General features: G+C 39.9%; 13 protein-coding genes. 9 read left to right on the top strand and 4 right to left on the bottom strand.

Annotated elements, in window-relative coordinates; genetic code table 11:
* The first annotated feature begins 219 nt into the window (after window positions 1-219).
* Entirely contained in the window at window positions 220-1599 is a 1380-nt protein-coding gene (purF, locus tag U0M88_RS08780) for an amidophosphoribosyltransferase (protein ID WP_331869573.1), read from the top strand.
* A 140-nt stretch (window positions 1600-1739) separates the two neighbouring features.
* Here purF and U0M88_RS08785 read toward each other — a convergent pair whose 3' ends face one another.
* Window positions 1740-2117, bottom strand: a complete 378-nt coding sequence (locus U0M88_RS08785) for an SdpI family protein (protein WP_331869574.1) — start codon at window positions 2115-2117, stop codon at window positions 1740-1742.
* A 167-nt stretch (window positions 2118-2284) separates the two neighbouring features.
* Here U0M88_RS08785 and U0M88_RS08790 point away from each other — a divergent pair, with 167 nt between their 5' ends.
* Both U0M88_RS08790 and trxA read left to right on the top strand, forming a co-directional pair.
* Complete coding sequence (locus U0M88_RS08790; RefSeq protein WP_331869575.1) at window positions 2285-3166, top strand: Cof-type HAD-IIB family hydrolase; 882 nt, start codon at window positions 2285-2287, stop codon at window positions 3164-3166.
* Window positions 3167-3197: 31 nt separating this feature from the next.
* Window positions 3198-3506: a thioredoxin gene (gene trxA, locus U0M88_RS08795; protein WP_205140451.1), complete on the top strand. Its 309-nt coding sequence runs from the start codon at window positions 3198-3200 to the stop codon at window positions 3504-3506.
* A gap of 60 nt (window positions 3507-3566) precedes the next feature.
* On the opposite strand, the gene U0M88_RS08800 is transcribed toward trxA, so the two are convergent.
* Together U0M88_RS08800 and U0M88_RS08805 are read right to left on the bottom strand one after the other, a co-directional pair.
* The gene (locus U0M88_RS08800) at window positions 3567-5207 is read right to left on the bottom strand and encodes a hypothetical protein (protein ID WP_331869576.1); all 1641 of its coding nucleotides are present in this window, start codon (window positions 5205-5207) and stop codon (window positions 3567-3569) included.
* Window positions 5200-5922, bottom strand: coding sequence for an ABC transporter ATP-binding protein (locus U0M88_RS08805; RefSeq protein ID WP_205139545.1), 723 nt, complete (start codon window positions 5920-5922; stop codon window positions 5200-5202). The genes U0M88_RS08800 and U0M88_RS08805 overlap by 8 nt, the downstream gene beginning before the upstream one ends.
* 308 nt (window positions 5923-6230) lie before the next feature.
* Here U0M88_RS08805 and U0M88_RS08810 point away from each other — a divergent pair, with 308 nt between their 5' ends.
* The 6 genes from U0M88_RS08810 to U0M88_RS08835 all read left to right on the top strand — a co-directional run bounded on the left by U0M88_RS08810 (window position 6231) and on the right by U0M88_RS08835 (window position 12405).
* On the top strand, window positions 6231-6734 hold the full coding sequence (locus tag U0M88_RS08810; protein ID WP_022790041.1) for a GNAT family N-acetyltransferase: 504 nt from the start codon (window positions 6231-6233) through the stop codon (window positions 6732-6734).
* Entirely contained in the window at window positions 6735-7439 is a 705-nt protein-coding gene (locus U0M88_RS08815) for a YoaK family protein (protein WP_117447281.1), read from the top strand. It begins immediately after the preceding gene.
* A gap of 57 nt (window positions 7440-7496) precedes the next feature.
* Window positions 7497-9131: a putative manganese-dependent inorganic diphosphatase gene (locus U0M88_RS08820; RefSeq protein WP_300398841.1), complete on the top strand. Its 1635-nt coding sequence runs from the start codon at window positions 7497-7499 to the stop codon at window positions 9129-9131.
* A gap of 196 nt (window positions 9132-9327) precedes the next feature.
* Window positions 9328-10674, top strand: coding sequence for a TrkH family potassium uptake protein (locus U0M88_RS08825; RefSeq protein ID WP_331869577.1), 1347 nt, complete (start codon window positions 9328-9330; stop codon window positions 10672-10674).
* A gap of 1 nt (window position 10675) precedes the next feature.
* Window positions 10676-11329, top strand: coding sequence for a potassium channel family protein (locus U0M88_RS08830; RefSeq protein WP_022790045.1), 654 nt, complete (start codon window positions 10676-10678; stop codon window positions 11327-11329).
* 290 nt (window positions 11330-11619) lie between these two features.
* Window positions 11620-12405 carry a class I mannose-6-phosphate isomerase gene (locus U0M88_RS08835; RefSeq protein ID WP_331869578.1) on the top strand — a complete coding sequence of 262 codons (786 nt, stop codon included), beginning with the start codon at window positions 11620-11622 and terminating at the stop codon, window positions 12403-12405.
* A 34-nt stretch (window positions 12406-12439) separates the two neighbouring features.
* Here the strand turns inward: U0M88_RS08835 and U0M88_RS08840 are convergent.
* The coding region (locus U0M88_RS08840; RefSeq protein WP_331869579.1) for an AAA family ATPase at window positions 12440-13440 on the bottom strand (1001 nt) is incomplete at its 5' end.

Here is a 13440-nt window from a genome sequence, read left to right on the forward strand (position 1 = left end):
AACCAATCCACGAATAACAGAGTGGCCAATCACCGATAATTCTGACAAGAAGTTTCCTGTCTAATATCCTTGATTTTAAAAAAAGTGACGATAATCAAAGAAGTGAATATTTCCACTTGACAATCGTCATTTCATAACAGGAAAGGGGGAAAATCAGGAAAACATCATACCATCCTACAAGAACATGCTATAATGAACGGGTAAAAAAAGGAGAACGTTATGTTTGATGAACTTCATGAGGAATGTGGTGTATTTGGTGCGTATCGAATCGAAAATGCCTCGAGTATAACATATTATGGATTACACTCTCTTCAACATCGTGGACAGGAAGCCAGCGGTATGGCTGTATGTGATGGAAAAGAGATCCATGTGCAAAAGGGAAAAGGTTTAACTGTCGATGTTTTTAGAAAAGATAAATTAAATCAGCTGGAAGGGGATCTGGCTATTGGACATGTGCGCTATTCGACAGCCGGAGGACAGGAAAATGAAAATATTCAGCCGATTGTGTCTAAAGGACATTTAGGTTCTTTGGCTGTGGCACACAATGGGCAGATCGTCAATGAAAAAGAGTTGCGATTGGAACTGGAAAATCAAGGTGCCATTTTTCAGGGAACCAGTGACAGTGAAGTGCTGTTACATCTGATTCAGAAAGAAAAAGGAACACTATTGGAAAAGGTCATCAAGACCGCAAGACGATTAGAAGGAGCATTCTCTTTTCTTGTGTTGGATGAAGATTCCATCTATGCGGTACGAGATCGACATGGACTTCGTCCTTTAAGCTATGCAGCGTTTAAAGATGGCTATGTGATCAGTTCGGAAACGTGTGCTTTTGAAGTCATGGGAATCTATGATTCGATGGATCTAAAGCCGGGAGAAGTTGTGGAATTTAAAAAAGGATTGGTTAAGAAGTATCAATATACACAAGATATTACACATCATATGTGTGCTATGGAATATATTTATTTCGCAAGACCGGATAGTGTGGTGGAAGGAATCAATGTACATGCCTTTCGTAAAAAAACAGGAGCCGTTCTGGCTCAGAAAGACAAAGGATTGGATGCCGATATCGTAATCGGCGTTCCAGATTCTTCGTTAAGTGCTGCCATTGGATATGCGGAAGCTTCCGGTATTCCTTTGGAAACCGGGTTATATAAAAACCGTTATGTAGGTCGTACTTTCATTCAGCCCACACAAGCCATGCGTGATCGTGGAGTTCGTATGAAGCTAAGCCCTGTGACCAGTGTTGTCAAAGGAAAAAGTGTTGTCATGATCGATGATTCCATTGTTCGTGGTACGACATCCAGACGTATCGTTCGTTTGTTAAAGGAAGCTGGGGCAAAGGCTGTTCATGTGCGTATTGCTTCTCCGGTCATTACGCATCCTTGTTTTTATGGAGTCGATACCTCAACCAAAGAAGAATTGATCGGGGCTCGCATGAATAAGGATGAGATCGAAAAATACATTGAAGCCGATTCTTTACAATATATGGAAGTAGAAGAACTTCAGCAGGTAGCTAAAGAGATCGGTTTATGTGTCGCATGCTTTAACGGGGACTATTGCACACCGCTATATTCGTATCAGAAGGTGCTGGAAAAATAATCGAGGAATAAACTAAAAAAGAGCTAATGCAAATGGAATTTTCACTTCATTTGGCATAGCTCTTTTTTCATCGATTTATGATAGTGGATCTATTTAAGCGAATCAAGCAAATCGAAAAAACTTTCAGTATCTGTGGAATATTATATGGGCATCCCATTAGAATCGAAATTCTTATGCAGGGTATGTTCTGTGATTGCTATGGAAGCGAATAAAGGTATCAGTTGAATACCGATTAAGATCAGACCGGCAATACTGATAAACGTTGTGTCTTTACCGATGGCCGGCAACATAAAAAGTATTGTGATGGGTAATTGAATCCAGCCGAAATGATAAGATATTTTACCAAAATAATGATTGGCAAATTGCCATGTCTGCTCGTTTTTCATTGATATTTCTGTGCGATAACCAAATAGAGGATTAATTTCTTTTGGTGTATGTTTGGAAAAATATCTTCCAAAACCAATCATGGTCACAGGAAGTAACAGATCCATAACGAGCATAAAAATCCAATAGCCCATCTTAAAATACCTCCGTAGCTTTCTTAGGGTTATTGTAGTGCCGATTCATAGTCTGGTAAAGTTAAAATGGCATTAAAATGATTGTAAAATGGAAAGAAACAAAAAAGGTTTTCGAATAGAAAATGATATAATAGAAACGAAAATTAAGATTTGGAAAGGATACAACTATGACAATCAAGTGTTTAGCTTTTGATTTAGATGGAACATTATTGACCGATCAAAAAGAAATTGATCCACGTACTAAGAAATCCATACAAAGAGCGATGGAGCAGGGAATCCATATCGTCATTGCCAGTGGAAGAGATAAAAACGGAACTTCATTTGTCTATGAACCCTTAGGCTTGGATAAAGGAAATCATTATTTGGCCTTGGTCAATGGGCAGATTATTTATGATTTTGAAAAGAAAGAATATGATTTGGATGATGTATTAACACCCGAAGATGGACTAAAGATTCAACAAGTCTGTAAACAATTTGATATTGAAGGGATTTTCTGTTGTGGATATGATTTCTACAGTTATATTTCGGAAGCCAATCGTCAGAAGAAGATCGAACGGGAGAAAATATCAGGGAAACCGATGGATTATGGCTTAAAAAAAGGCGGGCCAAATCGTAACTTTATCGATCTTCCTTATAAAGAGATTGAGCTGACACAAGATATCAATAAAGTTATCATGGTCCATACTGCACAGTTCTTTGAAAAACATTTAGACGATCTAAAACAGGCATTATCAGATTATGATGTGCTTTTGATTGGACCGGAATGGCTGGAAATCATGCCAAAGGGTGTATCCAAAGCCAGCGCCCTCAAAAAGATTTGTAAAAGAGGTGGCTTTACCATGGATGAGATCATGGCTTTTGGAGATGCCCAGAATGATATTCAGATGATCGAAAGCGTAGGAATCGGTGTAGCCATGGGAAATGCGATGGAGGAAGTTAAAGCCGTAGCCAATGTGATTTGCGATACGAATTTGAACAATGGAATCGGTAAAACAATCGATGCTCTTTTGATGGGCAAAGAAATAGACTTACGCCATACAAAGCTGTAAGATAAGACTATAGAAAGCGATGGTGAAGGATATGGAAATTATCAATGCACAACAATTTAATGAATACATGAAGGAAGATGCGGTTTTAGTAGATTTCTTCGCAACATGGTGTGGACCATGTAAAATGTTAAGCCCGGTATTGGAAAGTGTGGCTAGTACATTAGAAGGCAAAGTGAAAATCGTAAAAGTCGATGTGGATCAAAGCCCAGAATTGGCTCAACAATACGGTGTTATGGCTGTACCGACAATGATCCTGTTTAAAAAAGGACAGCAGGTTACCGCATTCTCCGGTTATATGCCGGAAGCACAGCTTGTTGCAAGTATTGAAAAAGCATTATAGTCAAGGAAAGTGTCATTCTCGTAATGGCACTTTTTTGATGGGAAAGAAAAATGCAGACAGCTATTTGCTTGTCTGCATTAAATGTTTCAATATGACTTTTGGTGTGATGATCACAAAACCAATCGTAATCAGTAAGATGATAACCAACATGATGATCGAATACATTTCCCAGCTGGCCATTAAATCAAATAAGAAGAATGGTGCCACAGTTACCGCAAGGATAGCCCAGCTGATCAAGAACTCTAAAACCACGTTCATATTGTTTTTAACGGCACTGGTTTCATCTTCCCAGTCGGTTTTTGGATGAATACCATCGACAAAAATCGCAATCGCATTGACTAACACGGTTGTCAAAATACTGCCTAAAAGGAAGAATACATCGTACCAAATTGGATAAGGCAAGATCATATGAATGCTAAACAACATCAAAACACAAGTTAATACCGAGAAAAGTGTTCCTACCGAACCTTTGATCATGACTTGTTTGGTAAAGTCAAAAGGAATATATTTGACAAAGTCTAAATTCTTTCCTTCTCGTGAAAAGGCAGTAGCACTGATTCCGTTTAACGATCCGGCAAAGAAACCAACGGCTGCTCCGGCAATCACCAGGATCAAAGGAAGATTGACTAAATCTTGAACGATGATAGCCTGACTTGTTAACATTTCTTTAATTTCACTCATACCCGGTGTGACGATTGCCATTACGATAAACATGACCGGCATGACCAAAGCGGATAAAACACAGTTAGCCATATAGGCAGGGGTTCGAACCAATCGTAAAAATTCAACCTTCCAGTAGCTCCAGCTGACAGAACCTTGATTTCGATAAGAAACCTTTTTCTTTTTTCCGGCTGATGAAACCTTGGATTCTCTGGCGGCACTTAAATACAGCCTATCGGCACAAATGACAAAAACAACTCCTAAAATCAGTGTAATGGCCAGTGTGATCAAAAAATCTATAAAGGATACTTCCACGATCGATCTGGCGGCAAAAGGCACATTGGCGAAAATACGAACGATCTTCAATAGATTTTCAGGATTGTTTTGAAGCACATCCATTAAGAACATAGGATTTTCTACGTTAGCACCTAGCTGACTGGACCCGATACCGATCAATACGGCAATACCGATCGATAGAACTCCGGTGATCATGTTGAAACGATCTTTATTCTTAAAGAATGGCAATAGTCTTAATATGATCATCCAGAAGATACTTGCGACAAAGGCGGTCGGTGCTCCAATTAAAAGAATCTGAGGGATAAATAATACAATTGATAAAATATTCACATTTCCGGCGCTGATATACGCAATTAACATCGGTACCATCCCTAATAAGCTTACTAACAGCAGGGATACATAGACGATCACAAACTTACTGGCAACGATGACTCTGGGCGTAATGGGAAGTACCAGTAAATGCTCCAAATCATTGGAGAAATAAAAGATCGATGGAAAGATAAACAAGGCTGTCCACAACATCAAAAAACAAATCATCGCAAAGCCCATTTCCATGATCAATAAATCGACGGTATGAGTCGCAAAACCAGTTTGAAACATATTAAACAGTAAGGCAAATGTGGGCAGTAAGCAGATAACCAGTACGGCTGCGACCGCGATTCCTTTTTTACCTTGTTTGGATTTTAGATCCATTCCGTAATTGGCCTTAAATAAGGCTTTTGTCACTGTCAGAAAATCACGCATTGCGTGTAACCTCCAGGAAGATTTCTTCCAAAGAATCCTTGTCTTTATGTAGTTCTTTTAGTTCATCCAGTGTACCGTTAAAACAGATGTTTCCATGATTGATGATGACGATCTTATCACATAGCTTTTCCGCAACCTCCAAAACATGGGTGGAGAAGAAAACAGTATTGCCATTATGAGCATGTTCTTTCATCATTTCTTTCAATAAGTAAGAAGAAGCAGGGTCTAATCCGGTCATCGGCTCATCCAAGATCCAGATGTTAGGGTTACATACCAACGTGGCAATCAGAATGGCTTTTTGTCGCATACCGTGGGAATAGCTGGACATGCGATCACTTAAGGCATCTTCCATACCGAAATCTTTGGCATATTTTTGAATACGCTCATTTCTGGTTTCTGTATCGATATGATAGATATCTGCCATAAACTGAATATATTCCATACCGCTTAAACGTAAGAACAAATCCGGAGAATCCGGTACCAGACCAAATTCACGTTTGGCATTGACCGGATCTTTTACGATGTCTTTTCCGTTTAAAGTGATAGTTCCTTCATCCGGTGTCAAGACCCCTGTCATCATATGGATCGTTGTTGTTTTACCAGCCCCGTTCGGGCCAATAAAGCCAACAATGCATCCGGTAGGGATGTCAACAGTCAGTTGGTTCACCGCTGTTTTTTCACCAAATCGTTTTGTCACATTTTTAATTTCAATCATATTTCAATCTCCTTTGCCGTATTATACCACCGGGGGGGGGTAAGCAATACAGGCATTAATTAAGATTATATTAATATTTAGTTAGTGTGTACAGTTAAATTTGGTTTATGTTCTCTATTTGCATGATATAAGTGCATTAAATGGATCACAATACTTAGAATATATTGAATATAAAATAGACAAATGGTTTAGTTAAGTGCGTTTATGGAATTTTAGTTCAAACACAATTGGATAAAGAAAGAATAGATCGTTCTGTTATGGATATAAAGTTTGGTGTACAATAGACAGCGTAAAAAAGGAGAGAGAATATGTCAAACACATTATTGATTGAACCTTGTATAAATGATGAGCAGCTTCATCAAACGGCTGATCTGGCTAATGCCATCTGGCATGAGTATTTTCCATTTTTGTTAAGTGATGAACAAATTGATTATATGGTGGAAAAGTTCTGTAGCTTTGATGCGATGAAAGATCTGGAAAAACATCATAATTATCATTATTTTATGGTAAAGGATGATCAAGGTCTTGTTGGCTATATCGCATTAGCGCATGAAGAAACACAGTTGTTTTTAAGTAAGATCTATTTAAAGAAGGAAGCCAGAGGATGTGGGTATGCTTCTAAAATGTTTGCCTATATTCAAGAACATGCCAAGAAATATCAGTATAATTCGATTTATCTGACATGTAATAAACAGAATCGTCATTCTTTAGATGTATATAAGAAATGGGGATTTAAAAAAGTGGATGAGGATGTGACAGATATCGGAAACGGATATGTAATGGATGATTATATCCTGGAGTACACGCTCTAAATGAAAAAAGAATATCTTGCCTGTGAGCGCAGGGAAGTCTTTATTTTATTGATGTTTGCGGCAGGAATGATGGGCGCCTATACATTTATCTTACGTGGTGGTGTCTTCTGTAATGCGCAAACCGCAAACTTTGTGATGATGGGAGTCTCTTTAGGGACCGGAAAGTTTTCACAGGGTTTGTATTATCTGATTCCGATCACCGCTTATTTTGCGGGGACCATCCTTTCCGAACTGTTGCCAAATCCGGTAAAACGAATTCATCTGTTTCGCTGGGATACCTATCTGGTGGCTTTTGAGATCTTCGTGTTGTTTATTGTTGGCTGGATTCCGTTGACAGTCAACCATCATGTTGTGCAGGTTATGATCAACTTTATTGCTTCGATGCAGTATAACACATTCCGCCAGGCAGAAAGCATTCCTATGGCTACCACATTTTGTACCAATCATTTGCGACAGACAGGACTGGGCTTGATCCACTACATCAAAAAAAGAGATATCAAAGCGTTATCGAAAGGGTTGGCGCATTTATCGATGCTTTTGAGTTTTTTGCTTGGTGGTATCGTTGAAGCAGCTGCTTGTTTGTGGTTACAGGAAAGAGCTATCTGGATTGCACTACTACCTCTTTTGGTGACTTTTATACTTTTGGCATGTGGGGATATTAAAGAAGATCATCGTGATTTTCAAAAGATCCCTTCCGGGCATTAACACTCTTCATTGTAAAACCTATAGAAAAAATCTATAATGAAATCAAATGGAGGGCTGATGATGCAACAGGAACCACTATATATTACAGGACATATCCATCCCGATACCGACAGTGTGGCATCGGCTATTGGGTATGCCTTTTTAAAAAGAGCGATGGGCATTCCCGCCAAGGCATGTCGATTGGGAAATTTGAATACCGAAACACGTTATTTGTTGGAGCGTTTTCACTTTGAAGAACCGGAATTATTAGAAGATGCCAGGATCCAACTGCAGGAAATGCAGCTGGATCATCCGGTCGATCTAAATCCAGAAACAACTATTTTTGAAACCCTGCAACTGATGCAGAGTGGACAAGGGCAAGGCTTTGGGGTAACGGATGAAAATGGTGTTTTGATCGGAATCGTTACACGCAGCGATATCTCCTTTGTAGGTTTGGGTGATACGGCTCAGGGTATCGATCTGTTAAAGGAAACACCGGTTGAAAATATTGTGAAAACAATCAGCGGGAAATTGGTTTATAGAGATGAAAATCGTCATATCAACGGGAAAGTATCCATCGTCGCATTAACGAAAAATCATGTTAAGAACTATGATATTCAGGATCGAATCGTTATTATCGGAGACGATCCACAGGCACAGTCTGACTTGATTCGAAAAGGCGCCGGTATGCTTGTCATGGTTTGGACAAAAGAGGTACAGCCGGAAGTCATTGAACTGGCAAAACAATATCATTGCCAGCTTGTTCTATCGGGTCATGGAAGTATGAATACTTCACGTTATTTGTATTTTTCTGTGCCAATCGGATTGATCATGACGAAAAAAGTGGTTACATTTTCCGATTATGAACTTGCCGAAGATGTCTCCAGAAAGATGTTGAAGACGCGTTATCGCATGTATCCTGTCGTGAATAAAAAATATCAGCCAATCGGTTATGTGACTCGTTATCATATGATGAATTATACGAATAAAAAGATTGTTATGGTCGATCACAATGAATTTTCACAGTCGGTTAAAGGGATCGAGCAGGCCGAACTGGTGGAAGTATTGGATCATCACAGGATCTGTGACTTTGCGACAAGCAAGCCGGTATCCTTCCGAAATGAAATCGTAGGCAGTACCGCAACGATCGTCGCCAAGATTTTTAAAGAAAACCAGATTCCGATTCCCAAAGATCTGGCTGGTCTGCTTCTGGGAGCGGTTCTTTCGGATACCTTGAAGTTCCAGTCGCCAACGACAACGCAAAAGGATATTGAGGTGGCCAACATGCTGGCGGCGTTCGCGTCCCTGGATATCGATGCCTTTGCGACCGATATGTTTACAGTCAGCTCCGATATTTCCGGAAAAAGCGTGGAACAGTTAGTCAATACCGATATCAAATACTTTGAGATTCGTAATCAGAAGCTGATGATTTCGCAAGTGATCATACCTTGTGTGGACTATGTGCTAGGTTTGGATGAAGAAATCGAAGAAGAGCTTTCCAAGCTTGTTAAACAAAGAGGGTTGGATGTATGTGTAGGTGTTTTTACAAGCATATTGGAAAATGGCTCGGTCTTTTTCGCAGCAGGGCCTAAAAAACATTGGGTAGAAGAAGCCTTCCCTTCCTATAAAAATAGGCATATCGTACAAAAAAATATATTATCGCGGAAGAATCAGATTGTACCGATGTTGACAGATGTGATCACAAAATCTTAATACAATTTTAATACAAAAGAACAGAACACTAATTAAACATTAATATCTTTTGTGATATTTTTGTGTGGTGTAAAATAAGATGGAAATTCTAGCGGTTTTTCTTCTATTTGTTTATATCCATGCCGTGCTATATACATTATATGTATATAAGAAGAAACGTGGTTCACGCTAGATATAGAGAATTTGGAGAAGAGATATGTTTAAAAAAATTCAGAGGCGATTTAGCCATGCACAGACTTTGGCCATCGGTCATTTTCTGGTGATCTTGATGGGTGCCTTGTTGTTGATGCTTCCTATTTCTTCCAGAAGCGGCACATCGACTGATTTCTTGTCTTCCTTGTTTACTTCAACGAGTGCGACTTGCGTGACTGGACTGGTTGTGGTAGATACCGGAACACACTGGAACTTTTTTGGGCAGTTAGTCATCATCACATTGATTCAGATTGGTGGACTGGGCTTTGTGACCATGGGTGTTTTGTTTTCGATGTTCTTGAATAAAAAGATCAGTTTACGAACTCGTGGACTGCTGCAGGATAGTCTTAATGTTGATAAGGTTGGCGGTGTTATCCGACTGGTCAAAAAAGCCTTGATGGGAACTTTGATCATTGAATCGATTGGTGCTGTTTTACTGATGTTTCGCTTCATTCCGGAATTTGGCCTGCAGACAGGTTTGTGGATGAGTATTTTTCACTCCATATCGGCTTTCTGTAATGCCGGCTTTGATATTCTGGGGAGCTTCTTTGGGGCTTATAGTTCCCTGGAAACATATGCCGGGGATGTACTAATCAATATGGTCATTATGTCATTGATCGTCATCGGTGGTATCGGTTTTATCGTATGGGCCGATTTTTTGGAACATAAATGGCATTTTAGAAAATATCGTTTACATACAAAAATCGTACTCGTCACAACATTTATCTTGATTTTTGGAGGAGCGTTCCTCTTCTATTTATTTGAAAAAGATGCGATTCTGGCAGGACGACCGATTCATGAACAGATTTTATGTTGTTTGTTTAGTTCGGTTACAGCACGTACAGCCGGTTTTAACTCTGTTGATTTCGGTGTGGTACGACAAAGCAGTGCTTTATTGATGTGCGTGTTGATGTATATCGGAGGAAGTCCCGGATCAACAGCCGGTGGTATCAAAACGACAACGGTAGCAGTTTTGTTCTCTTCCTGGTTTAACAGTGTACGTGGTCATCATGACTGTAATTTATTTAAACGACAGGTTTCCAAGGATACCGTACGAGAATCCAGCAATGTTTTGATCATGACGATGACCTTGGCGCTAGTATCCATCATGACGATTTGTGCAATACAGGATTTGAATATGTTGGATGTGGCGTTTGAAGTCTTCTCCGGTTTAGGAACTGTAGGTATGACGACCGGAATCACAAGAGACCTTGTGCCTGTCTGTCGTGTGATCATTATTTTGATGATGTATTTAGGACGTATAGGATCGATGTCCTTTGCATACAGCTTCTTTGAAAAGAAGAGCGTACCGGCCGTACAGAACCCGGTAGAGAAAGTGATGGTAGGTTAAGATGAAAACAGTATTGATTATCGGATTAGGACGATTTGGACGTCATTTGGCTACTCGAATGGCAAAATTAGGCAATGAAGTTATGGTTGTTGATCAGGATGCGGAAGTAGTGGAAAAACTATTGCCGATCGTAACGGATGGAAAAATCGGTGATTGTACGGATGAAGAAGTACTTCGCTCTTTAGGTGTCAACAACTATGATATTTGTTTTGTCTGCACCGGAAGCAGCTTCCAAAGCTCTTTGGAGATCACGGATCAATTAAAGGTCCTGGGTGCCAAGAAAGTCATCAGTAAGGCCGATCGTGATATTCAGGCAAAATTCTTGTTGAAAAACGGAGCGGATGAAGTGGTATATCCAAACCGGGATATTGCGGAAAAAATGGCTGTTCGTTGCAGTATGAACAATGTCTTTGATTATGTAGAGCTTTCACAAGGATACTCCATCTATGAAATTCCACCATTACCGAAGTGGGTGGGAAGAACAGTCGGTGAAGTTGATATTCGACGTCAGTACAGTCTGAGCATCATCAGCACGAAAAAAGAAGGAAAGCTGGATATGCTTCCAGGTGCCGGTCATGTCATTGAAGCCGATGAGCATCTTGTTGTGATTGGGCTTCAAAAAGATATCGATAGAGTAGTAGGACAATTTAAGTAATAGGTTAAGCCATGATCGTACAAGGTCACGGCTTTTCTTTTTATAAAATCATAGGAAAAAAGGAATGTACGATATGTGATAAATGCGATATAAATGAGATAAAGATGAGAATACAGGAAAATCAAGCTCATGAAAAAGATCGTTAAAAGCATGCCACATTATGAGCCCAGAATGTGGGGCGAGGCATCCGGCTAAAAGAAGAATTTCACTATGATACAGATGTAGCTCCTTTAGGGGAAGTCTATAATGTGGTGGCATTGCCGGGACATGCGGATTGTTAAGTGCCGGAAATGAATTGCACATTGTCGGAATTGTATGATCAGAAGCCAGAGTGGTTTGAATGTGAGACTAAACAGTTGCCGGTTCGTGTCAACATCTTGGATCCCATGGAAGATCTCTCTATTCAAATCCATCCGGATGATGCATTTGCCAAAGCGTATAACGGAGGTCGAGGGAAACCGGAGGCATGGGTCATTTTAGATGCGCCAAAAGATGGATATATTGAATTTGGGCATTGGGCCAACACGAAAGAAGAATTTATGGAATGGACAAGGCAGAAAGAATGGAAAAAAATGTTACGCTATCTTACTCCACCAATAGATGGATTTATCGATATTCCTACCGGTACGCTACATGCGATAGTAAAAGGAGTGCTTACATACAATATATCCCGAAATGCAGATTTGACACTGCGCTTGTATGATTATGATCGTATTGATCCAGGTACACATAAGAAAAGAGAGAGTCAACCGCAGGAAGTTTTTGAGAATGTCAATATTCCGGATAAAAGGATTGAATTTCAAATGTTTCCGTCTTCTTTTGAATTTGGCTGTAGAGTTACACGATATGGAGATGAACCCGGATTATATACATTATTTCGCTTACAGATCGATGAAAAGGGAAAATTTCTTCATAATCGATTTGCCTTCTATACCTGTGTAAAAGGGCAGGGGACAATCAATGATATCTCTATTCGACAAGGCGAAACAATTCTGGTTCCAGCTAATATGGGATGGATGCATTTTGAAGGAAAGATGGATCTTTTCCTGGCATCTTATCGTAATGAAAATGTTTAAAAAAGAGCTTTGAAAAAACCTCAAAGCTCTTAGCCTATGCGTTAGTTTCCGTATTGTTTAAAGAAGTCGGAATTTCTACCGGTTTATTTAAAATATACATAAACTGTTCGCCGGTAATAGTTTCTTTTTCATAAAGATATTTGGCAAGTTCATGCAGTTTCATCTTATTGTCTAATAAGATTTGATAAGCTTCATCATGGGCTTTTTTGATTAAAGTGGCTACTTCTTCATCGATTTTAGTTGCGGTTTCATTCGAACACTGCAGGCTTGTATCGCCACCTAAGTATGCATTGTTTACTGTTTCCAAAGCCATCATGCCAAAGTTATCGCTCATACCGTAGCGTGTGATCATGGCACGTGCCAGTTTGGTGGCCTGCTCAATATCGTTGCTGGCGCCGGTTGTGATGGAATTAAAGATCAGTTCCTCGGCACATCGACCACCAGTATAGATCATCAATCGATGATAAGCATCTTCCTTAGATACTAAGTATTGTTCGTTTTGTTCAACCTGCATGGTATAACCTAAAGCCCCTTTGGTTCTTGGGATGATCGTGATTTTATGAACCGGAGCGCTGTTTTGACATTTGGCAGCGACTAAGGCATGGCCAATTTCATGATAGGATACGATCATACGCTCTTTATTGGAAATGGCCGTTCCTTTTTTCTGTTCACCGGCTATGACGATTTCAATAGCTTCTTCCAAGTCACGTTGAACAACCATCTTTCGTCCGTCTCGTACGGCTAATAAGGCAGCTTCATTGACCATATTGGCTAAATCAGCTCCACTGGCACCGGCACTGGCTCTTGCGATTACATTAAAATCAATTTCTGGAGAACATTTCACATCTTTTGCATGGAGCCTAAGAATCGCTTCTCGTCCGGCTAAATCTGGTAGTTCTACAGGAATTCGGCGATCAAATCTTCCCGGTCTTGTCAAAGCCGGGTCTAAGGATTCCGGACGGTTGGTTGCTGCCAATAAGACAACACCTTTCGATCCGTCAAATCCATCCATTTCCGCTAACAGCTGGTTTAATG

This window comes from Faecalicoccus sp., assembly GCF_036552745.1.
Classification (GTDB): domain Bacteria; phylum Bacillota_I; class Bacilli_A; order Erysipelotrichales; family Erysipelotrichaceae; genus Faecalicoccus.